This window comes from Dactylosporangium sp. McL0621 (assembly GCF_049995355.1).
Taxonomy (GTDB): Bacteria; Actinomycetota; Actinomycetes; order Mycobacteriales; family Micromonosporaceae; genus Dactylosporangium.
In genome coordinates, this window is the sequence record NZ_CP188259.1 from 3,530,318 (window position 1) to 3,554,956 (window position 24,639).

Genomic DNA, 24,639 nt, shown 5'->3' on the forward strand with positions numbered 1-24,639 from the left:
TTGCGCGCCGGCCGGGTCCGACCCGGCCGGCGCGCCCCGGGCTCAGGCGCCGAAGCGGTTGTGCTGCGTGTTGTGGTCGCCGATCTGCACGCCCTGCGCCCCGGTCAGGTGCACGACGAACCGCCCGGCCCGGGCCCCGTCGGCGTCGACCAGCGCCATGAGCCGCTGCGCCGCCTCCAGGACCGCGGGGTCGGCGAGGGCGCCGCTGCCGCGCAGGCCCGCGGCCACCGGCTCGCGCCAGGTCCGGGGATCGCGTTCGTACTGCGCCAGCGCGAGCTGCGCCGGCCCGCGCCCGCTCAGGCGGGCCGCCACGAGCCGCTTCAGCGCGCGGTACGCGTCCGTGACCGCGCCGCCCGTGAGGTCCGCCGCGCCCGCGGCGAGCGCGCCGAGGACGAGTGCCAATGGGTCCATGCTGCGCCTCCCACGTCGGGTCGGGCCATCATGGCAGCCGAACGGCCCGCGGCGGCACCTGCCGGTGGTGCCCGTTCGCTGGCTGTCCGGCCCATCGACTCCGGTTGCGGCCCTGGCCATGCTGGGAGGCGATGGACGGCCCGCGCCCCACCGATGCGTACTACCTCCCGTTCGCGCGGGGTGTGGCGGTCGGCTCGCACAACACCGTCAACAACTACGGGGTCGACCCGGCCGAGCTGTACCGCCGCCTGCACGAGTGGGAGCGGTCGCGGCGGGTGTACGTCGTGGGGCCGGCCGGGTGGTGGCAGGCGGCCGACGAGGTGTGCCGCCGCGTCGGGCTCGAGCCGGTCCCGGACGTGCCGGACCTGCCCGTGCCCGAGCGCCGGCGCCTCGCCGCGACCTGTGGCCGGGCCGTGCTGCTGCCCGGCGGCGGCGCCCCCGACGCCTGGGCCCGGGACCTGCCCGGCATCCTGGTGCCGCCGGCGGCGACGGGGCCGGACTCGCTGCGCCGCGGCCTGTTCTCGGTGCTGCTCAACGCGCGCATCGAGAGCGTGGCGCCGCCCCCGGACCTGGCCGCGCTCACCATGCCCGAGCCGCCGGCCCTGTGCGCCCGGCCGCGCTACGTCGGCAACACCCCGTTCACCGGCCGGGCGCAGCACCTGCGGACGCTCGACGCGTGGGCCCGCGACCGGCAGCGCCCGGTGCTCGTCGTCGAGGCGATCGGCGGCACCGGCAAGAGCGCGCTGACGTGGGAGTGGACGCGCGGCCAGGACGGCACGAACCGGTTCGCGGGACGGTTCTGGTGGAGCTTCTACGGCGGCTCGGCGTCCATCACCCAGTTCCTGCGGGAGCTGTACTGCTACCTGACCCGCACGCCGATGCGCGAGATCGAACGCCTCGACGGCAGCACGCTCATCCGGGAGGTCATGGCGCACCTCAGCGACCGCCCGTACCTGGTGGTGCTCGACGGGTTCGAGCGGCTGCTGCACGCCTACCACCGCTTCGACCCGTCGAAGCTGCGCGACGACGAGGTCGAGCCGGACAAGCGGGGCCTCATCGAGCCGCTGGCCGATACGTTCGTCCGGGAGCTCATCGAGGCCACCCCGTCGAAGGTGCTCATCAGCAGCCGCCTCATGCCGGCCGCCCTGGAACGCCGGTTCGACTTCGTCAACCCGGTCCAGCGCATCAAGCTGCCCGGACTCGACGACGACGAGGTCGTACGCCTGCTGCAACGGCTGCAGGTGCGGGCGACCCCGCCGGAGTCCACCGCCTTCTTCGGGCCGCTGGGCAACCACCCGCTGCTCATCGCGCTGATCGCCGCGCTCGTGCGGGACTTCCGCCCGGCGCCCGGCGACTTCGATCGCTGGCTGGTCGACCCGGCGGGCGGCCGGGCCTTCACGGTCAGGGACTCGCGCCTGACCCAGCGGCAGAGCCACATCCTGGAGGTCGCGTTCGCGGGGCTCCCGGCGCCCAGCCGCGAGCTGCTCGGCCTGATCTCGGTGTTCACCAGCGAGGTGGCCTGGGCGACGCTCGACGCGATAAACCCGTTCCGCCGCCGCGGGCCGGGTGCGCGGGAGCTCGACGCGCGGGTCGCGCTCGACGCCGCCCTGCACGACCTGGAGCAGCGCGGCCTGCTGTGGTGGGACCGCCCGTCGAACTCCTACGACCTGCACCCGCTGATCCGCGCGTACGCCCACGACCAGCTCGACCGCGAGGACCGGGTCCGCGCCAACGAGGAGGTCGGCAAGTACTTCCAGGCCCTGCCGCCGGAGAACACCGGCCGGGCGGCGAGCGTGGACGACCTGCACCGGACGATCGCCATCTTCGTCGCGCTCGTCGGCGCCGAACGCCACCAGGAGGCCGAGGGCGTCTGGCGTGAGCTGAGCGAGCCGCTCACCAAACGACTCGGCGCCTACACGACGGTGACCGAGCTGCTCGCCCCGATGGCCGAGGCCGGTTCGCCGCGCCTGCGCAACGACCTGTCGCTCGCGTACTCGATGACGGGCCGGTACGCCGAGGCGATCGCGCTCGTCGCCGGCGACCTGGGCAGCGCGCTCCGGTGGGCGCGGGTCGGCACGATCATCGACTGCCTCTCCGCGCTGCGCCGCTTCTACTACACGACCGGGCAGTTGCTGGCCGCGAACCGCTGCCTGGACCTGCGGCGGCAGGTCGCCGCGCTGTTCAAGGTCGAGCAGCAGTACGGCGACACCGTCGAGTCGGCCCGCTTCGAGCTCGACAGCGGCCGGCTCGACCAGGCCCGGGCGATGCTGCAGCGGGCCGACCGGCTCCGCCGGAGGGCGCGCGAGTCGTGGAGCCACACGACCGCGCGGTACCTCCTGCTGTACATCCGGCTGCTCGAAGGCAAGCTGGACCCGGCCGAGCTCGAGCCGGTCGGCGACTGGGACGAGCGCCTCGGCCTGCTCAACCTCCGCTGGGAGTACTTCGCCCGGGTGGGCGACTGGCCGGCCGTGCTCGACGCGGCGGAGCAGATGGAGCGGCTCGTCCGCGACGCCGGCGGGGAGTCGACGCCGGCGCTGCAGGCGCTGCCGCTGGCCGGCCTCGGCCGGCCGGACGACGCCCGCCGGGCCATCGCCGAGTCGGTGGAGCGCCTCCCGCGGATGCACCCGGCGCATCTGCCGCACAATCCGCTGGCCCGCGCCTACGGCGCCCTCGGCGAGCGGGACGAGGCCGTCGCGCACGCGTGCGAGGCCTACCGGCTCGCCTGGGCGGACGGGCCGCCGCACTGGCGGTACTGGGAGTTGCGCGACCTGGAGCACCTGTTCGCCTGGCTGGGCGAGCCGGTGCCGCGGCTGCCGTCCACGCATCCGGGGCGGATCGAGGTCCCGCACCAGGAGCTGGTCATCAAGTTCCTGGACCTCAACGCCGACCGGCGCAAATAGGCGGGCTACGGCGTGAGGCGCTCGCTGAGCCAGGCGAGGGCGAGCGGGTAGCGGTACTCGATCCCTCCGTGGCCGGCGTCGAAGAGCTCGAAGTACAGCTGCGGCGGTTTGACGCCCGCGGCCAGGACCTTGTCGAGGAACGCGGACGCGCCGAGGTCGAGGTAGTACTCGTCGCGCTTGCCGGCGTCGATCCAGACGCCGCGCAGGGAGCGCAGGGCCTCGGCGTAGCGCTCCTGGCCGGCCATGACGACGGGGTCGCGGTCGAGCCAGCGCTGCCACACGTCCGGGATCACCGCGCCGTTGGCGTCGAACGGCAGGTGGACGGTGCCGTCGTCGTCGGCGGAGTAGGCGGCGGCGTACGCGTACATCTCCAGCAGCTCGATGTCGCCGTCGCGCGGGGTGGTGCGCTTGCGGAACTCGGCCAGGAACCGCTTGTAGGAGCCGCCGAAGTGGTCGCGCAGCTGGCGTGCGCGGCGGGGGAAGTCGGCGCGGTGGCAGACGTCGAAGAGCGCGTCGCCGGCGTGGGTGGCCAGCGCGCCGAACACGTCGGGGCGCAGCATGGCGGTCACCATCGCGCCGTAGCCGCCGCTGGACTTGCCGCTGATGCCCCGGTGCTCGCGCGCGGCGAGGGTGCGGAAGCGCTCGTCCACGAACGGCACGACCTCGTCGCAGAGATAGGTGTGGTACCTCCCGGTCGCCGGCGAGTCCAGGAACTGGCTCCCGCCGAGGGACGTCCACGCGTCGAAGAGCACCACGATCGCCGGCGGCGCCTCGCCGCGGGCGAACATCGCGTCGGCGAGCTCCGGGTACGGCTGCCGGAACGGGACGCGGTTCCACCACATGGCGATGTGCCCGGTGTACCCCTGCGCGACGTAGATCGCCGGGTAGCGCCGCGACTCGTCCTCGTCGTAGCCCGGCGGGAGGTACACCTGGATCGGCCGCTCGTGCGGGTCCCCGAGCGCGTTGCCGCGCAGGACGGCGCTGTCGACGACGAGCTCCTCGAAGCGGCCGGCGAGCGGCGCGGACCAGGGCAGCATGCGGTACCTCCGGTGTGGTCTCCGCCCCGAAGGTACCCGTGGCCGGGATGACCGCGCGGGTCAATCGCCCGCCGGGCCGCGGTCAGGCGGCGCCGAAGGAGGCCCAGTCGACGAGGCGGCCCTCGAAGTCGCCGCCGTCCTTGAGGATGTTCGCCACGCCGTCGCGCAGGGGGGCGCTCATCTCGCGCAGCTGGGTCGCGACCAGGGGCTGGAACATCGTCGGCTGCAGGTGCCACCACCACGCCACGAGGTACTCCGGGCCGTAGCGGGACGGGGCGCCGAGCAGTTCGCGCCACTCGGCGCGCAGCGTCGGGTACTCCCGCGGCAGCCGCTCCAGCACGCCGAACCAGTTGCCCCAGCTGACCACCATGAACAGGCGCAGGCGGTCGCGGGCCCAGCGGCGGGCGGCGTCGTTGCCGGGCGCGCCCGCGTCGTGCAGGACGCCGCCGAGGTACTCCTCGACGACCGCGGCCGCGCCGGTGACGTCGATCGTCCCCCGGCGGTGGATGGAGTCGCGGAGGACGGCGAGTTCGGGTTCGGGCACGGCGTCATTGTGTGCAGGCGCGCATCCGGCATTGCACCGCCGTTCGGACGCCGCATTCCGGGTGCTGTGTTTCGCGCTCCCTTCGGTCGCTCCCCACTGGGGGAACTCCGCTCCACCCAAACCCGCTGTGTTTCGCGCTGCGCTCCCCGTTGGGGGAGCTCCGCTCCACCCAAACCCGCTGTGTTTCGCGCTGCGCTCCCCGTTGGGGGAGCTCCGCTCCACCCAAACCCGCTGTGTTTCGCGCTGCGCTCCGCATTGGGGGAGCTCCGCTCCACCCAAACCCCCTCCCACACGTGGGTCGCCGTCCGGGGCGGAAGGGGCCGGGTTCGTTCTACTCCGGGCCTCCACGGACCGCACCGAATCCTTCCTCACCGTGGTCACCGTCCCGGGGCGATGGGCCGGGTTCGTTCGGCTCCAGGCCTCCGCGGACCGCACCGGCCTTCCGCGGGTATCGATCCGGCCCTCATTTATGCCCGGCTTTACCGCTATTTGTCGAAGCGCTTAGATGTGAATATTTCAGTCTGTGTGCTTGATTAAGCCGCAGGTCAGGGCCCGTTCAACCGGGCATCGACGGGCGTCGTATTTGGGTGGGTCGACGGCGGCGCGTGACGATCCCGGTCCCGGGCGAGCCAGCCGTCCGGCGACCCCGTACCCGGAGGAACATCCACATGAGCCTGCTCAAACGCCTGCCGCGCGGCCGCACCCTCGGGGTGGCCGGCGCCGTCGGGGCCCTCGTGGCCGGCGGCCTGATCCTGTCGCCGATGATGAACGCTTCGGCCGCCGCCGGCTGCCGCGTCACGTACACCACCAACCAGTGGCCCGGCGGCTTCACCGCCAACGTCGGCATCACCAACCTGGGCGACCCGATCAGCTCCTGGACCCTCGGCTGGACGTTCGCCGACGCCGGGCAGAAGGTCGGCCAGGGCTGGTCCGCGACGTACTCCCAGAGCGGCTCGGCCGTCACCGCCAAGAGCCTCGACTACAACGGAAGCCTCGCCAGCGGAGCCTCGACGAGCATCGGGTTCAACGGTACGTGGACCGGCTCCAACCCGAACCCGGCCTCGTTCACGCTCAACGGTGTCACCTGCACCGGCTCGGTCAGCACCCCGACGCCGACGACGCAGTCCCCGAGCCCGTCCAGGTCGCCCAGCACGAGCCCGTCGGCGTCGCGATCGCCGAGCACCAGCCCGTCGCCGAGCCAGAGCACCCCGACGGGCACCACGCCGCTGGCCATCAACGGGCAGCTGCACGTGTGCGGCGTGAATCTGTGCAACCAGTACAACAAGGCCATCCAGCTGCGCGGCATGAGCACGCACGGCATCCAGTGGTTCGCGTCGTGCATCAACGGCTCCTCGCTGGACGCGCTCGCCAACGACTGGAAGGCCGACCTGCTGCGCATCGCCATGTACGTGCAGGAGCAGGGCTACGAGACGAACCCGTCGGGCTTCACCGCCCAGGTCAACAACTATGTGGACCTGGCCGAGGCGCGCGGCATGTACGCGATCATCGACTTCCACACCCTGACCCCGGGCGACCCGAACTACAACCTCGACCGGGCCAAGACCTTCTTCGCCTCCGTGGCCCAGCGCAACGCGAACAAGAAGAACGTCATCTACGAGATCGCCAACGAGCCCAACGGCGTGAGCTGGCAGGGCATCAAGAGCTACGCCGAGCAGGTCATCCCGGTGATCCGGGCGGCCGACCCGGACGCGGTGGTCATCGTCGGCACCCGCGGCTGGTCCTCGCTGGGCGTGTCGGACGGCTCGAGCGAGACCGAGATCGTGAACAACCCGGTCAACGCCACGAACATCATGTACACGTTCCACTTCTACGCGGCCTCGCACAAGGACAACTACCGGTCCACCGTGGCCCGGGCCGCGAAGCTGCTGCCGTTGTTCGTCACCGAGTTCGGCACCGTCAGCGCCACCGGCGGCGGCGCGCTCGACCTGGCCAGCACCACCGCCTGGCTCGACCTGCTCGACCAGAACAAGATCAGCTACGCGAACTGGACGTACTCCGACGCGAACGAGAGCAGCGCGGCGTTCAAGCCGGGCACGTGCGCGGCCGGCTCGTACACCAACGCGAACTCGCTGAGCGAGTCGGGCACGTACCTGCGCAACCGCATCCGCACCGCGGACAACTTCCCGACCGGCTGACCCTCCACCGCGATCAGGCGGTCCCCAGCGCCGGCTCCACCGACCGGCGCTGGGGCCGCTCGCGGCGCGAGATGCGCAGCCAGACGAGGAAGCCCCAGATCACGAAGCCCGCGTAGACGGCGTACAGCACCGCCGACGGGTAGTAGCGGAAGTGCAGCAGCTCCGGCACCCCGACGATATCGACGGCGATCCAGCACAGCCAGAAGTCGACCCAGCCGCGGGCCATCGCGTACGTCGCCGCGATCGAGCCGACGAAGATCCAGGAGTCGGCGAGGTAGTACCACCACGGCACGGGGAAGCCCGCCCCGACGGCCCGGAACACGTAGAAGCACGCGACCACGGCGACCGCCGCGCCGGCCACGAGCACGAGCCGTTCCCCGGCCGATGCCCATCGCGGGTGTACCGCGGGCCCGCCGCCCGAGTGCCGCGACTGCCGCCAGCGCCACCAGCCGTACACGCTGGTGACCACGAAGAAGACCTGGCGCGCGGCCTGGCCGTACAGCGGCGTCGTCGCCTGCTCCGCCCCGGCCGCCGTGCCGACGAAGACGGTGAACAGCAGCACGTTGCCGACGATCCCCACGGGCCACGCCCACACGCTGCGGCGCAGCCCGAAGAGCGCGGACGCGAGCCCGAAGGCGTTGCCCACGATCTCCCGGTAGCTGATCGACTGCCCGGCGGTGACCTGCCAGTGCGCGTCGTAGAAGCGGCTGATCCAGTGCACCAGCCGGACGGTACAACTTCTGCGTTGCCATCGGTAACCCCGTGACCGGTAACCCTTTTCCCGAATTATGCGTTTTGTGGGTGTGTGATATCCGCGCCTCGCCGCCGCGATCGTCCTGCCCGTCCTCGCCACGCCACTCGCCGCCCCGGCCGCGGCCGCGGGCCGGCCCGACACCATCACGCGGTTCGCCGGCACCGCCGGCCTCGCCCAACTGGCCGCGGACGCCGGCGGAGGCCTGGTCGGGGCCGATCCGGGCGGCGACCGGGTGGTGCACATCGCACCCGACGGCACCGTGACGGTCGTGGCCGGCGGCCCGGAGGCGGGGCTCGACCGGCCCGAAGGGGTCGCGGTCGGCGGCGACGGCACGGTGTACGTCAGCGACGCGCGTCACCGTGTCGCGAGCATCACGCCGGGCGGGCGCCCGCGGATCGTGGCCGGCAACGGATCGGCCGGCGCCCCGGTGCCCGGCCCGGCGCTCGCCTCCCCGGCCGGCCTGGCCGTGGACCGCGCGGGCAACCTGTACATCGCCGACGACGGCGCGATCCTGCGCGTGACCCCGGCCGGCGGGCTCGACGTCGCCGGGATCGCCGGGGCCGGACTGCTCGCGGTGCCGCTCGGCGTGTGCCTGGTCGCGGCCGCGGCGGTGGCCCGGCGCCGGATGGAACGGGATGGAACGCGGCTTTAGCGGAGTCCGGTCAGCCCCCTGACCCCGGCACGGCGGCCCGCGTGTGTACCTTGCCCGCCTCGATGTCCGGCCGGCGGGGATCGCGAGATCGGAGCCGCCGGTGGCCCGTCCGGTTCGGTCGGTTCAGGGCCACCGGCATTTACTACCGATTTGCCGGTTTGGTCGCATTGCCGGCCCGCTCGCCTGACAATCGACGGGTGGAACCCAGCACGGAGATGTTCACGACGGCACACGTCGGCCGGCAGCCGATCTACGACCGCGACGGGGCCGTCGTCGCGTACGAGCTGCTCTTCCGGGCCGGCACCGACGCCTCGACCGCCGCGCGCACCGACGACCACGCGACCGCGCGCGTGCTCGTGGCCGCGTTCACGGAGTTCGGCCTGGACGAGCTCACCGGCGGCAAGGTGTGCTTCCTCAACGTCACCAAGGCGTTCCTGACCGGGACGACGCCGCTGCCCTTCGACTACAGCCAGGCCGTGCTCGAGGTCCAGGCCGGCGTCGAGGTCGACGACCCGCTCGTGGCCGGGCTGACCGTGCTGTCCGAGCGCGGCTTCACGCTCGCCATAGACAACTTCGTCTACGGCGGGCCCCGCGAGGTCCTGCTCCCCCTGGTCAGCTACGTGAAGATCGACATGCTGGCGGCCGACGAGGCCGGGGTGCGCGCGTGCGTGGAGCTCTGCCGGCGGTACGCCCACCTCCAGCTCGTCGCCGTGCGCCTGGAGAGCCCGGAGTCCCTGCGGCTCGCCTTCGAGCTCGGGTTCGACCTCTTCCAGGGCCACATCCTCGGCCGGCCGCACGTCGACACGACCATCGCGCTCACCCCGGGCCGCCTGGCCCGGCTGCGGGTGCTGGCCGCGCTCGCCGCCGACGACGTCGACCTGGACGAGGTCGTGTCGCTCGTGGGCCAGGACGCCGGGCTGAGCATGCGCGTGCTGCGCGCCACGAACGCGGCGACGTTCGGCCTGACCCGCACGGTGACGTCGGTGCGCGAGGCGATCGTCGCGATAGGCCTCAACCGCCTGCGCCAGTGGGTCACGCTCATGCTCGTCTCCGACCTGACGACCGCCGACCACGAGCAGCTGGCGCGCATGCTGGTCCGCGCCCGGCTGTGCCAGCTGCTGGCCGCCTCGCCGGACTTCCCGGGCGCGGAGGGCCAGGGCGACGCGGCGTACCTGGGCGGCCTGCTCTCGGCCGTGGCCGACCACTTCGCGCGGTCGATCGACGAGGTCGTCGCCGGCCTGCCGCTGGCCCCGCAGCTGCGCGACGCCCTCCGCTCGGGCGCGGGCCCGCTGGGCGCGATCCTGGTCGCCGCGCGCGCCTACACCGACCCGGACCCGTACAACGACCACGGCGAGCCGGGCGCGATCGTCGCCGCGTACCTATCGGCCCTGCGCTGGACGAACGGCATCATGAGCGAGCTGGCCACGGAGATCCCGGACCGCGCCGAGCAGCGGCTGCACGCCCTGGCCGGCTGAGGCGGGCGCTACGGCAGCGGCCGGCCGGGTCGTGAGGCGGTCCACCGGGACGACCCGCTGCTCCCACGTGTGCGACACGATCGGGAAGCGTAGGGCCCCGGCTCACCCGATGCGGGCCTTGATGAGGTCGGCGAGCTCCTCGGTGGCCCGGTGGCAGGCGCCGGAGTACCGCGTGAACTGCGGGAACCCGTGCGTGAGGTCGGGGTTGTGCACGTAGGTGACGTTGTTGCCGGCCGCGGCGAGCTTGCGGGCGTAGGCGTGGCCGACGTCGCGCAGCGGGTCGAAGCCGTTCGTGACCAGGATCGTGTCCGGCAGGTCGGCGTGCGAGGGCGCGTACATCGGCGTGACGTACGGGTCGCGGGCGTCGTCGGTGTTCTTGAGCAGGTTGCGGACCATCTCGTAGATCCCGTTCGTCTCCAGGTACAGCCCGCTGCGGTTCTCGCTGCCGGCGGTGGTGTCGCCGGGGAAGGCCGCCTCCGGGAACAGCGGCACCTGCAGCGCCAGCCGCGGCCCGCCCTCGTCGCGCAGCTTCAGCGCGACGACGCACGTCATGTTGCCGCCGGCCGAGTCGCCACCCAGCGCGATCTTCGCCGGATCGACCCCCTGCGCGGCCGCGTTGTCGAAGAGCCAGCGCACCGTGTACTCGATCTCCTCGATCTGCACCGGGTACTTCGCCTCGGGCGCCAGCTGGTAGTCCACGACGTACGTGGCGATCCCGGCCCGCTCGGCGATGACCCGCATCGCCGTCTCGAACTCGTCCAGCGTGCCGTAGGTGAAGCCGCCGCCGTGGACGTAGACGAGGGCGCCGATCGGGTCGCTGGCCGGCCGCGTCGGCGTGTGCCGGCGGACGGTGAGCGACCCGTGCGGCCCGGGCAGCACGAGCGTCTCGACGGTGCCGATCGGCGGCCAGGGCCCCTCGCCGAGCACGGCGTGGTCGCGGCGGCCCTGGGCGACCGGCACGTCGGCGCCGAGCGTGGGACCGGACGGCAGCCACGCGGCCAGCTCCGGGTCGAGTCTGCCCCGCCCCACCGTCGGCGGAATCGTCGTTCGGTCGTACACCGGCATGACCCCTCCTGATGCCTCGGCAACGGTTGAAGGGGGAGGATGCCCGGCGGGCGTTCCTTATCCGGCCGCCGCGAGTGAAAAGCGAGTGACGGGGCCGCCGGACATCTCGCGGTGTGAAAGCCGGTTCAGGCATCAGGTCGATCGACAGGATCGTCGTCGCGGTGTTGACGAAGTAGCAGGCGCCGGCTCGGCCTCGCATCGCGCACCCAGGTCGCCGCCTGGATCGTCCGGGCATCGCCCGGCGGGGCGTGATGCGCGCATGAGCGGACACGTCCCCGGCGAACCGCTCCGGCCCGTCGCGGACTTTGAGCGCGATCTGATCGCGTTACGGATGAACGATGTGCGGTGAAGCGGGGGCGCGCCTGTTCGATGCCCGAGCGCGCCGCCGAAGATGGAGGGCCCCACCGCGAGCTGGAAACACTCAGGGCATCGCGCGTTGCAGCGTTATCTGGCCGTACCAGGTGCGCGCATAGACCGACACGCGCTCGGCGAAACCCTCGGGCCCGTCGCGTACCTCGAGCAGGTTGTGCACGCTGCCCAGGGTGGAGCGGGCGTCGACGTGTGCGGCCGTGCCCGCTGCTATGCCCACCTCGATCGAGCCGCGCGCCGTGCTCACGTGGACCTGGCCCCGGGCCACCTCGCCGATCCGGATCGAGCCGTTCGCGGTCTTGGCGCTCACGTCGCCCGCCGCGCGCAGTACCGTGATGCCGCCGTTCGCGGTGGCCACCTCGACGTCGGCCGCGCAGTCCTGCAGGCGCACGCTCGACGTCGCGCCCTGCACGTCGGCGACCCCGTCGACGCGGCCGGCCACCACGTCGGAGCCGGACGTCGAGACCTTCAGCGCGCCGACGTGCTCGAGGTGGATCGGTCCGGAGACGGTACTGAACCGGCAGGCGCCCAGCTCGCCCTCGGTGCGGATGTCGGCCCGGACGGTCCGCACCTCCAGGCTCGAGCCCCGCGGCACCTCCAGCACCACGTCGATGCCGCCGCCCGGACGCAGGATCGCCCGGTGCGGCGCCTTCACCGTGAGCGCGCCCGCGGCGTGGTCGACGGTCGTCTGCTCGGCCGCGTTCACCGCCGACGCGCTCGGGCCGGCGGGCAGCACCGCGACCACGGTGTCGGACCGGTCGGACGCGACCACGCGCACCCGGCCGGTGTCGAGCACCACGGTCACCGCGACCGGGCCGGCGGTGGCGAAAGTTCTCATTGGCGCCATGATGGCGCCATCGTACATTGGTTCAGATCGGGCGGTTCCTTGCCGATAGAGGTTCGTGTCCCGGTTCGGTGTCGTCGCCGCCGTCGGTGCGCGTCTGCTCGGCGCCGCACCCGACGAGGAGCGGATGCTGCAGTACCTCACGTCGGTGCTCGAGCCCGAGCTGCCGGGCCGCACCGTGTCGGTGTCGGTGTCGCTGCACCCGACCCCCGCCGCGCCGCCGGAAGAAGCCTCGTCCCCGTCGCCGGAAGGCGCCGTGGCCGCGCCGTCGCCGGAAGGCGCCGTGGCCGCGCCGTCGCCGGACCGCGCCTCGGTCACGCCGCTCACGCTGTACGGCCGCACGGTCGGCACGCTCGAAATCGCCGGGCCGCTCGACGGCGACGAGGCCGAGCTCGTGCAGGCGGTCGCCGCCGTGGCCTCGGCCGCCCTGGAGCACGGCCGGGCCCTCGGGGCGGCGCTGGCCCTGCTCGACGACGCCCGCCGCCAGAGCCACCTCCTCGACGCCATCTCCGACGCCGTGATCTCCTGCACCCCGGACAACGTGATCGACTCGTGGAACGCGGGGGCGGAGCGGCTCTACGGGTACCCGGCCGGCGAGGCGATCGGCTGCGACCTCTTCGCCCTGCTGGCCACCGCCTGCTCGACCGACGACGACGTCGACGTCGGCCCCCGCCGGGTGCTCGACGACCTGGCCGCGCACGGCCGCTGGAGCGGCGAGCTGCGTGAGCGGCGCTTCGACGGGGCCCCGCTCACCGTGCTGTCGTCGGTCTCCACGCTCGCCGGGCCCGACGGGACGGGGGAGGGTTTCGTGTACGTCAACCGCGACGTCACCGAGCAGCGCCTCCAGGAGCACGCGGCCTCCCACGACCCGCTGACCGGCCTGGCCAACCGCCGCCGCCTGGTGAACCGCATCCACGACGCCGCGGGCCGCGTGCACCGCGGCGGGGGGCCGATGGCGGTGCTCTTCCTCGACCTCAACGGCTTCAAGCCGGTGAACGACCGCTACGGCCACGCCGCGGGCGACGAACTCCTCGTGGCGATCGCGCACCGGCTCACCACGACGGTGCGCGGGACGGACTTCGTGGCCCGCGTGGGCGGCGACGAGTTCGTGGTCCTGCTGGAGCAGCTCGTGTCGGGCGGGCGCGTCCCGGCGGTGCTGGGGCGCATCCTCGACGCGGTGGCCGAGCCGGTGGTCCTGTCCTCGGGCGAGAAGGTCGCGGTGACGACGTCGATCGGCGTGACGGTGGTCGAGTCCCCGGAGGAGGCCGCGATCGACCCGGCGCGCCTGGTGCAGCTGGCCGACGAGGCCATGTACCGGGCCAAACAGCGCCCGGGGCACATCGCCTTCAGCGACGACCTCCGCGATGCGGCCTTCGCCGGGGCGGCCCCGCAGTCGGCTTCCTGACGCGAGGCGGCCGGCCGGTCCCCTGCGTGCGTGGCCTCGGTCACACGCATCCGCAGGGGAGCCGTCATGGTGCTGGAAGAGCCGCCGGTCGTGCGGCAGATCAGGGAGTCCGTCATCGGGGACGGGATCGGCGTCCCCGGGCCGTTCGGGGTCCGGCCGCTCGTCTACGCCGACCACACCGCCTCCGGGCGGGTGCTCGGGTTCGTCGAGGACCACATCCGCGAGCACGTCATGCCGTGGTACGCCAACACGCACACGGAGGCGAGCGCCACCGGGCGGCGGACCACCGAGCTGCGCGAGCTGGCGCGCCGGGCCGTCCACGCGGCGGTCGGGGCCGGCGACGACCAGGTCGTGATCTTCACCGGGTCCGGCTCGACCGCCGCGATCGACAAGCTCGTGCGCATCCTCGCGCAGAGCCGGCAACGGCCGCTGGTGCTCGTCGGGCCCTACGAGCACCACTCCAACGAGCTGCTGTGGCGCGAGTCCGGGGCCGAGGTGATCCGCGTCGATCCGGAGGCGCTCGAGGAGGTCCTGCACCGCAACCGGGGGCGCGGCATCGTGGGCGCGTTCTCGGCGGGGTCTAACGTCACCGGCCGGAAGGCCGATGTCGAGCGGGTCACCGAGCTGCTGCACCGGCACGGGGCGATCGCCTGCTGGGACTACGCCGCCGCCGGGCCGCACGTCGAGATCGGCGCCGCCCGCCACGACGCCGTCTTCCTGTCCCCGCACAAGTTCCCCGGCGGCCCGGGCACCCCCGGCGTGCTCGTCGTGCGCAAGGACCTGCTGCGCAACCCGGTCCCGACGGTCCCGGGCGGCGGCACGGTGGTCTACGTGCACCCCGGCGGCCGGCACTACATCGACGACCCCGCGCACCGCGAGGAGGGCGGCACCCCCGCGATCATCGAGTCGATCCGGGCCGGCCTGGTCATGAACCTGCACCGCACCGTCGGCCTCGGCGTGATCCGCCGCCGCGAGGACGACTACGTGCGCCGGGCGCTCGAGTCGTGGTCCCGCGACCCGGCGCTGCGGATCCTGGGCGACGCGGGGCCGGACCGGCTGCCGATCGTGTCGTTCACCGTGCCCGGGCTGCACCACAACCTCGTCGTCACCCTGCTCAGCGACCTGTTCGGGGTCCAGGCGCGCGGCGGCTGCTCGTGCGCCGGCCCGTACGGCCACGACCTGCTCGGCATCGGCCCGCGCGAGGCGGAGCGGCTCGCCGGGCAGGCGGTCGCCGGGTGGCTCGGGGTGAAGCCGGGGTGGGCGCGGGTGAGCTTCGCGTACTACCTCTCCGAGGACCAGTTCCGGTACATCGTCGACGCGGTTCACCTCGTCGCCGAGTACGGTCCGCAGGTACGACGGGAATACCGCTTCGATGAGCGGACCGCAATGTGGTGGCACGGTGACGGTACGAAGTTGCGCCAGGCAGGCACCATGGACCTCGTGAGCAGCGGTGGTTGACCCGTTACGGCGTGAGGACCCGCGCCGCCTCGGGCCGTACCAGTTGCTGGGGCGGCTCGGCGCCGGCGGCATGGGCCAGGTCTTCCTGGGCCGGGACGCGTCCGGGGCGGCCGCCGCGGTCAAGACGCTGCACCTCGGCGCCGGCTACGACGACGAGCTCGTCGAGCGGTTCCGGCGCGAGGTCGAGCTGGCCGCGAAGATCCGCTCCGAGCACACCGCCCGGCTGCTCGACGCCGACCCGGCCGGGGCGCCGCCCTGGCTGGCCACCGAGTACCTCCCCGGGATCACCCTCGCGGAGGCGGAGGAGCTGACCGGGGCGCTGCCCGAGGAGCTGGTCCGGCGGCTCGGCGCGGCGCTCGCCGACGGGCTGGCCGCGATCCACAACGCGCGGGTCGTGCACCGCGACCTCAAGCCGAGCAACGTGCTCGTGCTCCAGGACCAGATCAAGATCATCGACTTCGGGATCGCCCGGCCGGACGACGCCCCGCGGCTCACCGCCTCGCAGTACTTCCACGGCACGGTCGGCTACATCGCCCCCGAGCGGTTCGCGGGCAAGGCCGGCACCCCGGCCTCGGACGTGTTCGCCCTCGCCGCCGTCCTGGTGCGCGCCGCGACCGGCCGCCTGCCCTTCGACGGCGCCAACATGGCCGAGTACCTCTACGCCGTGCACTACAGCGCGCCCAACCTCGTCGGCGTCCCGGCCGGCATGACCTGGACGCTGCGCAAGTGCCTGGAGGCGGCCCCCGAGGACCGGCCCACGGCGCGCCAGGTCCGCGAGCGCCTCGCCGCCGGCCTGAAGGACCCGACCGGCCCGTGGCTGCCCGCGCCGGTCCTGGCCGCGATCGAAGGCCGCCGCAAGGCCGCCGACGGCCTGCTCCGGCTGGGCCGGAACCGTCCCTGGCGGGCCGGGCACGCCATGTCCCGCGGGGAGATCGTGGCGAAGGGCGACACCGTGGTGGTGAGCGCCGACGACGGCGTCCACGCGCTGGAGGCCGGCGACGGCACCGAGCGCTGGCGGCATCCGGAGCCCACGATCCCCGGCTGCCGGCCGGTCTACGCCGGGGAGACGCTCATCACTGCGACACCGAGACGCACGATCGCGATCGACCTGCGCACCGGGGAGGAGCGGTGGAGCGTCCCGGTCGCCGCGCACGGTGAGCCGGTGTACACGAACGGACACGTTCACGTGCTCGGGCCGGGCAAGCGCAACCTCGTCGCCGTCGACGCGGCCACGGGGGAGGAGGTCTGGCGCACTGCGGCCGCGGCGCTGCGCCCGGTGCCGGTCCCGGGCGGGGTCGCCATCGTGCAGGGGCGCATGGTCCGGGAGCGGCGCGGCGACGGTACCGCCGGCTGGGCCCACGGCGAACTGGGCGCCCCCGCCGGAGCCCTGGCCGTCGCGGGGGACCTCGTGCTGGTCCGGGCCGGCGACGAGCTGCTCGGCCTCGGCGTGCACGACGGCGTGGGCCGATTCCGCAAGAAGGGGCTGCCCCCGCGGGTCGCGCCGGCCGCGACCGCCGAGATCGTGGTGCAGCCCGCGGGCGGCGAGCTGCTCGGCCTCGATCCGGCCGACGGGGCGCTACGCTGGCGGCTGCCCGGCGACGGGGTGCCGCACGCGGTGCCCGGCGCCGTCTTCGTCGCCGAGCCCGGCGGGCTGACCGCGCTCGGCCCCGACGGAGAGATCCGCTGGAAGGTGCCGGGCGTCGCCGTGTGGCCGGGCGTGCACGCGACCCGGACACTGGTGTACGTGGTCGACGCCGGCGTGCTGCACGCCTACTCGCGCCACGACGGCACCACCCGCTGGTCCGCGCCGGACATCGTCGTCACCCGCGCGCCGGTCGCCGGTGACGGTGTCCTGTACGTCGACAACGGATACACCTTGTTCGCCATCAACGCCGACGACGGGGAGCGACTGCCCACATGACGGTGCACATCGAGTTCGACCCGGACCGGCGGTTCACGGACCAGTTCGAGCTGCAGTGGGGCCGCCTGACCGACACCGGCGAGCGGGTGCTGCGCCGCACCGCCCGCACCGCCGACGCCCAGCGGCTCGTCCACGCCGAGGTCCACGCCGGCAAGCAGCTCGACGCGCTGCCCGGCACCTCGTACCCGGCGCAGGTATGCCGGGTCGTCGAGTTCGAGCTCAACGGGACGGACCCGCACGTCACCAGCACGTACCGCGGCGTGCCGGTGGCCGGGCAGCCCGGCGCGCCGCTGCCCGAGACGCTGCTGACGATCTTCGGCGACCTGCTCGTGGCGATCCAGACCCTGGCCAAGGCCGGGCTCACCCACGGCACGATCATGCCGGAGTTCGTGCTGTGGGACGGCACCCACGCCCAGCTGGTCAACCTCGGCGAGACGGTCGCGGTCGGGGAGCCGGCCCGGGCCGCCCTCGACCCGCAGTGGCAGCCGCCGCCGGGCCCGGACGGGCTGCGGCTGGCGACCGAGGCCCACGACGTGTACCAGGCCGGCATGGTCGTGTTCTGCATCGCCCTGCAGCGCGGGCCGGCCGCGGCCGCCGCCGTGCGCGAGGAGCTCGGGCGGCTCGCCGGCTCGGCCCTCTCCGGGCTGCTCGAGGGCGTCTTCGCCGACGACCCGCGGGACCGCCCCGACGCCCACGAGCTGCTGCGGCGCGTCGAGGACGCCCGCTACGAGCCGGTCTGGCAGAGCACCGACCCGTCCGACGCCACCACCGCAACGATCAAGATCCCGCAGCAGTACTCCCCGCAGCCCACGGCCACAGCGCCCGCCGTCGCCCGGGCGGCCGTGCCGCTCAGTCCGGCCCGCGACGAGTTCCGGCGGCTCGTGGACGCGAAGCGGCAGTACCGCGAGCAGCGCGGCGCCCCCCAGCAGGTCGCCTGGCGCTTCGCCCGCGGCCTCGTCGACGTGCTGTGGTACAGCCGCGACGAGCTGAGCAGCAAGATCATCATGGGCGTGCTCGCGCTCGTGGTGGTGGGCCTGCCCCTCCTGCTGGTCATCCTTGTCGTCACCAACCTGGGAGGGTCCAAGTGAACCTCGCGAGCCCGAGCCGCCTGCTCGGCCGCGTCCTCTGCCCGATCTGCCTGCAGTGGATCCACTGGAGCAAGGCGCAGCGGGTCGAGGTCGACGTGGAGACCCAGCAGCACCGGCCGTTCCGCCCCCGCGGCGCCGACGAGACCAAGGAGGCCTTCGCCGAGCGGCGCCTGGGCGCCCAGCGCTCCTGCACGCTCATGCGCGACGGCATGGCCACCACGCACTACCTGCCCGACCGCTACGGCGACTACGGCGACCCGATCGTCATCGGCCTGGTCGGCCACCGCGCCGCCGGCAAGACGCTGCTGCTGGCCGCGATGGTCGAGGCGCTGCGCAACAACCTGGAGCTCGCCGACCTCGGGCTGCGCGTCGAGCGCCTCGACGAGGCCATCGAGCACAACTACATGACCCGGTTCGTGGAGCCGTTCTGCCACCGGCGCGAGCAGCTGCCGCTGACCCAGATCAGCCCGATCGCGTTCAGCTACGTGGCCAAGGTGTACAGCGCCCACGCCCGGCGCGACTTCGCCGTCGCGTTCTTCGACGTCGCCGGCGAGCAGCTGCGGCGGCGCCGCTCCGGCGACCGGTTCCTCGACACGTCGTTCCTGTCCGCGGTCAACGCGCTCATCTTCGTCGTCGACCCGGAGAAGGCGCTGCCCTCGGCGCTCGGCGAGCCCGCGACCGTCTACGGCGACCCGGCGTTCAACGCCGTCATGGACCGCCTGGTCGAGGTGCGGGGGGAGAAGGCCACCCAGTTCCTGCCGATCCCGGCGGCGATGGTCGTGGCCAAGTCCGACCTGCTCGCCGCCCGCCGGCCCGAGGTCGCCCGCTGGCTCGGCCGCGACGACAACGCGCGGCTGAACACCGTCGCCGAGGAGAGCGAGGAGGTGTACGAGTTCCTCGCCACCAACGGCGCCGAGCGCTTCCTGCCGCCGGTCAACCGGGTCAGCGACGTGAGCCTGCACTACGCCTCCGCGGCCGGCGTCGCGCCCGTCGACGGGCACTTCCCGGCCGAGGGCTTCGGCCCGCGCCGGGTGCTGCGCCCGCTGCTGTCCCTGTTCGCCATGACCGGCGTCCTCGACCGGGCAGTTCTGGGAAATTGACGATCCGGAAAGGGGCTGGAATCCGATGACCCAGGCAACGGGACGCGTTCAATCGGGGCAAATCGACCAGATCGTGTTCCGCTGGCGGTCCCGCTCGGCGGCCGCCGGCAACGACGGCGTCGGCCCCGACGCCACCTCGCTGCCCGAGTCCGCGGTCGCGTGGTGGGACGAGCGGCTGGCCCTGCGCATCACCCGCGCGCCCGGCCGCAACGAGCGCGCGTCGCTGGCCTACCTGCGCGTCGAGGGCAACGGGGTGGTCCTGCACAAGGTGCCGGCCCGCGACGACCACGGCCGGCCCGGCGCCGCCATCGCGCACGCCCTCATCGGCCCGGCCGAGCTCGTCAACGTCCAGCTCGCCCTCGGCCTCGAGCACTGGCCGCACTGGGCCGGGCGCAACGACCCGGGCGCGTACCCGCCCGGCCGCCTCGCCGCCGTGCCCTACTCGGCCCTGCGCGAGCACGCCGACGCGGCCAACGCCCGCCCGGTCGCCGACCCCGGCCCGGTCTTCGACGAGCTGCTCGACCGGGTCCTGGCCAACCCGGCCGGCCCGCTGACCGTGGTCATGCCCGGCGCGCCCGCCACCGCCCTCGTGCGCGGCCTCGTCGACGTGCTCGGCGACGTGCGCGACCTGACCTTCGCCGCCAACGAGGACGACGACACCGACCCCGACCTGCCCCGCCTGGTCTTCCTGGACGCGGTCACCGGCGGCAGCGGCTACGCGGCCACCCGCGACCGGCTCTACCCCGGCACGGGCGGCGGCCGGGTCGACGGCTTCACCCAGCAGCTGGCCGACATGTGGCGCCGCGGCGGCGCGGCCGAGCTCGCCCCGCTGCGCGGCGGCCGGAACATCGCCGGCTCCGCCGACGTGCGGCAGTGGCAGAGCGACGTGCTCGTCGGCGGCCGCATCCTGCAGACCACGCTGCTGCAGGCGGTCACCTCCGGCCAGGCCGCGCCCGAGCACCTGGAGCTGCTGCACACCGAGGCCGGGCAGCGCCAGATCGAGGCCGAGGCGGCCAAGCTCAACGACGGCGACCTCGCGGGCGCGTACCAGGCCTGGCAGGGCGGCGGGGCGCTCGCCGCGCGCCACCCCGGCGCGAGCCAGGTCGTCACCCGGCTCGTCGTGCAGCGGGCGATGCGCGCCGGGGCCAGCAAGACCCTGCGCGAGGCGCTGCGCCGCTCCGCCTTCGACCCCGGGCTCGTCGACAACCACCTGCGGGCCTGGGCGGGCCACGGCCGCAACGCGAGCGCCGGCCCGGCCGCGATCGTCGAGATGGTCCAGCTGGCCGCGTCCTTCGGGGTGCCGCCCGCGCTGCAGTCGCCCGGCGTCAAGGCGCTCCTGGACCGCATCGCGCTCGCCGACCTCATCGAGCTGGCCAACCGGCACACCGGCTCCGACGTGCAGATGACCGAGCTGCTGCTCAGCGCGGCCGAGGCCCGCCGGTTCGACGCCACGGCCCTCGACGCGGCCCACACCGCGCTGGAGCGCACCGACTTCCTCATCTACTGCATCCCGTTCCTGCCCGGCGACGCACACGTGGCCCAGGACCGCTGGTACCGCCTGCTGCTGGCCGTGTTCGGCGCGCAGCTCGGCGCCGAGCAGGGCCGCGAGCTGCACGACGTGCTGAAGTTCCTCGCGCGGGAGGACGCACCGGAGGTACCGCCGGCGCTGGCCTTTGCTCTTCGCCGGTTCCCGCCGAGCCTTGTGGGCAAGGCCCGGGTCGACCAGCTCGCGGCGCGGGACTTCTATCTGGCCGCCGGGCTCGACGACATCTGGCCGGAGCGCGCCGAGCTGCTGCTCGCCGAGCGGCGCACCACGCTGCGCCAGCGCACCGTCTCCAGCGGCACCGTGATGCGTTCCGCGGCCGTGCCCGACACCGGGCGGGCCGCCCGCATCCCGCCGCGGCTGCTGCTGCTGGTGGGCGGGGCCGCGCTCGTCGTGGTCGCCCTCGTCGCCGTGGTCATCTTCGCCCTCCAGGGAGGCGGCAAGTGAGCGAGTTCCGGCTGAGTATCGACTACGGCACGACGAACACGGTCGCGTACCTGCAGCCGCCCGGCGAGGCCCCGTTCGCCCTGCAGTTCGACGGCCGCCCGCTGCTGCCCTCGGCCGTCTGGGCCGACGAGCACCGCTCGCTCGTCACCGGCAACGCCGCCGTGCGCTCGGCCCGCCTCGACCCCGGCCGCTACGAGCCGAACCCGAAGCGGCGCATCGGCGAGCGGCGGGTGCTGCTCGGCGGCGACGAGTTCGACATCGCCCAGCTGATCGGGGCGACCCTGGCCCAGGTGTACGCCGAGGCGGTCCGCCTGGCCGGCACCGACCGGCTGCGGGTGGTGCTCACCCACCCGGCGGCCTGGTCCGCCGACCGGCAGGGCGTGCTGCGCGCCGCCGCCGGGCACGCCGGGCTGCACCAGCCGTCCCTCGTCAGCGAGCCCGAGGCGGCCGCGGCCCAGCTCATCGCGTCCGGCGCGACCGTCGCCGACGGCGACCCGCTCGTCGTCTACGACCTCGGCGCCGGCACCTGCGACGTGACCGCAGTGCTGCGCACCGGCCGCGAGTTCCAGCAGCTGGCCAAGGCCGGCCTCGACGACGTCGGCGGCCTGGACCTCGACGAGGTCGTGCAGCGGCGCGTCGGGCGCTCGGCCGGCGACCGCTACCCCGACGAGTGGGCGCGGCTCATGGAGCCCGAGGGCATGGACCGCTGGTCGGCCCGGCTGCTGTGGGACGACTGCCGCGGCGCGAAGGAGCGGCTCAGCACCGAGCGCGTGGCCCGCGTCCAGGTGCCGCTCATCGACGAGGACGTGTCGGTGACCCGCGGCGACTTCGAGCGCGACGCCCGCGTCCTGCTGCAGCGCACGGTCGCGATGACCGAGCAGGTGCTGCGCCGCGCGAAGATCGGCCGGGACGACCGGGCCGAGCTGTTCCTCGTCGGCGGGGCGACCCGCACGCCCCTCGTGGGCACGCTGCTGGGCCAGGCGACGGGGCGCTCGCCGCGGCGGGTCGAACACCCGGAGCTCGTCGTGGCCGAGGGGGCGCTGCGGTACCTCGCGATGCAGGCCAACGAGCCGCCGCCGCGCTCGCGCACGACACCGCTGCCCGCGGCCCCGGTCTCGGCCCCGGTCCCCATGCCCAGCGGCGGCACCCTGCGCGAGCCGGTCGCGACGACACCCCCGTGGACGCCCCCGCCCCCGCCCGAGGCCGCGCCGCCGACCCGCCGCGAGTCGGTGACGGTGAAGATGCCGCCGGCGCCCGCCCCCGCCCCCATGGCGGGCCCGATGCCGCCCGCGTACGGCACGCCGCAGCCGGACAAGCGCAAGCTGATCCCGAACCCGTACCGCCACCACGGCCGGGCCACGCTCCGCTTCGGCGGGCTCTTCGTGGCCGGGGTCGTGCTGGGACTCTTCGACGGCGTCCTGTTCACGCTGCTGAGCTGGCTGTTCATCCTGGGCGGCGGCGCGGGCCTGGCCTGGAAGCTGTTCCAGTGGGCGGTGAGCGCCCGCGACACCCGCCCGCTGCGCATCGACGGGACCGGCATCACGGTGACCAAGGGCGGCCACGACACCACGTTCCCGTGGTCGCTGATGGCGACGGTGTACATCCGGCCGTACCGCGGCAGCCGCTGGCTCGTCTGCACCCCGGCGAGCAACACGGCCCTGGGCAGCGACCACGGCACCGCCCGGTTCTGGTCCCGCCCGTACAGCGTCTTCTTCCTGACGAGCACCAGCGGCTTCGGCGACGAGCTCGTGAAGGAGTCGCTGGAGCAGTACGCGGGGGACCGCTACGCCCACTGACGGCCGGCCGGCGCGGCGGTTCCGTCCAGGGCGCGGGCGACGGTGTGCAGGAGCTGGTGGGCCCCGACCGGCTTGGTGAGCAGGGTCGCGCCCGCGGGGATGGTGCTGCGGGTGGCGAGGATCGTCTCGGTGTACCCGGACAGGTACACCACGGGCAGCCCGGCGTGGATGGCCGGCAGGGCGGCGGCGAGGGCGGGTCCGTGCATGTCGGGCAGCATCACGTCGGTGAGGAGCAGCGCGATGCCGGGATGGGCCCCGGCGAGTTGCTGGGCCTCGGCGGCGGTGGCGGCCGACAGGACGGTGTAGCCGGCGCGTTGCAGGATGCGTTCGGTGATCGCGCGGAGGCTGTCGTCGTCCTCGACGAGCAGGATCGTCCCGCCGGCGGACGGCCGTTCGCTCGGCGCGGGTGCGGTGTCCGGTTCGGCGAGGTCGTCGGTGGCCGGGAGCAGTGCGGTGATGGTGGTGCCGTGGCCGAGCTCGGAGTAGATCTGGGCGTAGCCGCCGGCCTGGGTGATGATGCCGTAGATGGTGACGAGGCCGAGGCCGGTGCCGTGACCCTTGGGTTTCGTGGTGAAGAAGGGCTCGAAGGCCCGCTCCCGGGTGGCCCGGCTCATGCCGGTGCCGGTGTCGCTGACCCGTAGCCGCATGTACCGGCCGGTTCGCATGCCCGGGTGCTGGGCCGCGTAGTGCTCGTCGACGGTGACCGGCGCGGTCTCGATGGTGAGAGTGCCGCCGCCGGGCATGGCGTCGCGGGCGTTGACCGCGAGGTTGACCAGGACCTGCTCGAGGCGGCCGGGGTCGGCCAGGATCGGCCACGGCTGCGCGGTGAGGTCGGTGACGACGGTGATGTCCTCGCCGAGCGCGCGCCGCAGCAGCGTGTCGAGGTCGGTGACGACGGTGTTGAGGTCCAGGCTGCGGGTCTCGGGGGCGGGGTCGGCCCGGGCGAAGGACAGCAGCTGCCGGGTGAGGCCGGTCGCGCGGTCGCCGGCCGCGACGATCTCGTTGAGGTCGGCGTGCAGGGCGCGCCAGGCGGGGTCGGCGGCGGCGGTCGCCTCGAAGAGCCGGCCCGCCGCCGCGCCGAGGGCGGCCAGGTCGACGAACGCCGCCACCAGCCCGAGCCCGGGGACCACGGCGGTGACCAGGAAGGCGGCCCGTCCGGTGCGCTCGTCGTGGACCGGCGCCACGGCCTGCGCCGTGCGGGCCGCGCCGGGCAGCCAGGAGGCCCCGGCGTAGGCGTTCGCCGCCGGGGCGCCGGGCCACGACCGGGACGAGCAGACGACGGTCCCGTCGGGGCGCAGGAGGTCCAGGTGCCCGTCGTCGGCACCGCCGAGCGAGAACGCCAGCCGGCAGGTGCCCGGGTCGGCGAACACCTGGGCCGCGCCCGGGCTCGACGCGAGGGAGCCGACGGTTTCGCGAACGGTGTCGAGCTGCTCCTGGATTTCCCGCGCCGCGAGGTCCGCCGCCATCGACGCGTCGGCGCGCGCGGCGGACACGGCGTCGTGCCGGGCCTGAACCCAGCCCGCGTCGATGCCGGCCCCGGCCGCGACCACGAAGAGCACGACCAGCCCGATCAGGTACGACCGGAGCGGCCATCGCCACCGGCGGGCCGCGATCGGGCCGGGCTCCGGCGTGCTCATGTGGCGGCTACCTTCCCGGCCTTCGCGTAACCATTGC

General features: G+C 74.0%; 18 protein-coding genes. 11 read left to right on the forward strand and 7 right to left on the reverse strand.

Annotation, left to right across the window (positions count from 1 at the left end):
* Positions 1 to 42: 42 nt before the first annotated feature.
* Positions 43 to 411, reverse strand: coding sequence for a hypothetical protein (locus ACPPVO_RS16655; RefSeq protein WP_426512103.1), 369 nt, complete (start codon positions 409 to 411; stop codon positions 43 to 45).
* 131 nt (positions 412 to 542) lie between these two features.
* Between ACPPVO_RS16655 and ACPPVO_RS16660 the strand changes: the two genes are divergently transcribed.
* Positions 543 to 3,311 (forward strand): hypothetical protein, encoded by a 2,769-nt coding sequence (locus ACPPVO_RS16660; protein WP_426512104.1) that lies wholly within the window; start codon positions 543 to 545, stop codon positions 3,309 to 3,311.
* A gap of 5 nt (positions 3,312 to 3,316) precedes the next feature.
* On the opposite strand, the gene ACPPVO_RS16665 is transcribed toward ACPPVO_RS16660, so the two are convergent.
* Together ACPPVO_RS16665 and ACPPVO_RS16670 are read right to left on the reverse strand one after the other, a co-directional pair.
* The gene (locus ACPPVO_RS16665; RefSeq protein WP_426512105.1) at positions 3,317 to 4,348 is read right to left on the reverse strand and encodes an alpha/beta hydrolase; all 1,032 of its coding nucleotides are present in this window, start codon (positions 4,346 to 4,348) and stop codon (positions 3,317 to 3,319) included.
* A gap of 82 nt (positions 4,349 to 4,430) precedes the next feature.
* A complete protein-coding gene (locus ACPPVO_RS16670) occupies positions 4,431 to 4,892 on the reverse strand; it encodes a hypothetical protein (protein WP_426512106.1) in 462 nt (153 codons plus the stop codon).
* A 668-nt stretch (positions 4,893 to 5,560) separates the two neighbouring features.
* Between ACPPVO_RS16670 and ACPPVO_RS16675 the strand changes: the two genes are divergently transcribed.
* Positions 5,561 to 7,048 (forward strand): cellulase family glycosylhydrolase, encoded by a 1,488-nt coding sequence (locus tag ACPPVO_RS16675; RefSeq protein ID WP_426512107.1) that lies wholly within the window; start codon positions 5,561 to 5,563, stop codon positions 7,046 to 7,048.
* Positions 7,049 to 7,061: 13 nt separating this feature from the next.
* On the opposite strand, the gene ACPPVO_RS16680 is transcribed toward ACPPVO_RS16675, so the two are convergent.
* Positions 7,062 to 7,769 carry a nicotinamide mononucleotide transporter family protein gene (locus ACPPVO_RS16680; RefSeq protein ID WP_426512108.1) on the reverse strand — a complete coding sequence of 236 codons (708 nt, stop codon included), beginning with the start codon at positions 7,767 to 7,769 and terminating at the stop codon, positions 7,062 to 7,064.
* Between the two features lie 265 nt (positions 7,770 to 8,034).
* On the opposite strand from ACPPVO_RS16680, the gene ACPPVO_RS16685 reads away from it, so the two are divergent.
* Together ACPPVO_RS16685 and ACPPVO_RS16690 are read left to right on the forward strand one after the other, a co-directional pair.
* Positions 8,035 to 8,454 (forward strand): hypothetical protein, encoded by a 420-nt coding sequence (locus ACPPVO_RS16685; protein ID WP_426512109.1) that lies wholly within the window; start codon positions 8,035 to 8,037, stop codon positions 8,452 to 8,454.
* A 197-nt stretch (positions 8,455 to 8,651) separates the two neighbouring features.
* A complete protein-coding gene (locus ACPPVO_RS16690; protein WP_426512110.1) occupies positions 8,652 to 9,929 on the forward strand; it encodes an EAL and HDOD domain-containing protein in 1,278 nt (425 codons plus the stop codon).
* Positions 9,930 to 10,031: 102 nt separating this feature from the next.
* On the opposite strand, the gene ACPPVO_RS16695 is transcribed toward ACPPVO_RS16690, so the two are convergent.
* A complete protein-coding gene (locus ACPPVO_RS16695) occupies positions 10,032 to 10,994 on the reverse strand; it encodes an alpha/beta hydrolase (protein WP_426512111.1) in 963 nt (320 codons plus the stop codon).
* Positions 10,995 to 11,415: 421 nt separating this feature from the next.
* A complete protein-coding gene (locus tag ACPPVO_RS16700; protein WP_426512112.1) occupies positions 11,416 to 12,201 on the reverse strand; it encodes a DUF4097 family beta strand repeat-containing protein in 786 nt (261 codons plus the stop codon).
* Between the two features lie 64 nt (positions 12,202 to 12,265).
* Between ACPPVO_RS16700 and ACPPVO_RS16705 the strand changes: the two genes are divergently transcribed.
* The 7 genes from ACPPVO_RS16705 to ACPPVO_RS16735 all read left to right on the forward strand — a co-directional run bounded on the left by ACPPVO_RS16705 (position 12,266) and on the right by ACPPVO_RS16735 (position 22,965).
* The gene (locus ACPPVO_RS16705; RefSeq protein WP_426512113.1) at positions 12,266 to 13,612 is read left to right on the forward strand and encodes a diguanylate cyclase domain-containing protein; all 1,347 of its coding nucleotides are present in this window, start codon (positions 12,266 to 12,268) and stop codon (positions 13,610 to 13,612) included.
* A 66-nt stretch (positions 13,613 to 13,678) separates the two neighbouring features.
* The gene (locus tag ACPPVO_RS16710; protein ID WP_426512114.1) at positions 13,679 to 15,070 is read left to right on the forward strand and encodes an aminotransferase class V-fold PLP-dependent enzyme; all 1,392 of its coding nucleotides are present in this window, start codon (positions 13,679 to 13,681) and stop codon (positions 15,068 to 15,070) included.
* Entirely contained in the window at positions 15,063 to 16,991 is a 1,929-nt protein-coding gene (locus tag ACPPVO_RS16715) for a protein kinase domain-containing protein (RefSeq protein ID WP_426512115.1), read from the forward strand. The genes ACPPVO_RS16710 and ACPPVO_RS16715 overlap by 8 nt, the downstream gene beginning before the upstream one ends.
* On the forward strand, positions 16,988 to 18,079 hold the full coding sequence (locus ACPPVO_RS16720; RefSeq protein WP_426512116.1) for a hypothetical protein: 1,092 nt from the start codon (positions 16,988 to 16,990) through the stop codon (positions 18,077 to 18,079). The genes ACPPVO_RS16715 and ACPPVO_RS16720 overlap by 4 nt, the downstream gene beginning before the upstream one ends.
* Entirely contained in the window at positions 18,076 to 19,179 is a 1,104-nt protein-coding gene (locus tag ACPPVO_RS16725) for a hypothetical protein (protein WP_426512117.1), read from the forward strand. The genes ACPPVO_RS16720 and ACPPVO_RS16725 overlap by 4 nt, the downstream gene beginning before the upstream one ends.
* 73 nt (positions 19,180 to 19,252) lie before the next feature.
* On the forward strand, positions 19,253 to 21,169 hold the full coding sequence (locus ACPPVO_RS16730) for a hypothetical protein (RefSeq protein WP_426512118.1): 1,917 nt from the start codon (positions 19,253 to 19,255) through the stop codon (positions 21,167 to 21,169).
* A complete protein-coding gene (locus tag ACPPVO_RS16735; protein WP_426512119.1) occupies positions 21,166 to 22,965 on the forward strand; it encodes an Hsp70 family protein in 1,800 nt (599 codons plus the stop codon). The genes ACPPVO_RS16730 and ACPPVO_RS16735 overlap by 4 nt, the downstream gene beginning before the upstream one ends.
* Here the strand turns inward: ACPPVO_RS16735 and ACPPVO_RS16740 are convergent.
* A complete protein-coding gene (locus ACPPVO_RS16740) occupies positions 22,953 to 24,602 on the reverse strand; it encodes an ATP-binding protein (protein ID WP_426512120.1) in 1,650 nt (549 codons plus the stop codon). The genes ACPPVO_RS16735 and ACPPVO_RS16740 overlap by 13 nt on opposite strands.
* Positions 24,603 to 24,639 lie beyond the last annotated feature (37 nt).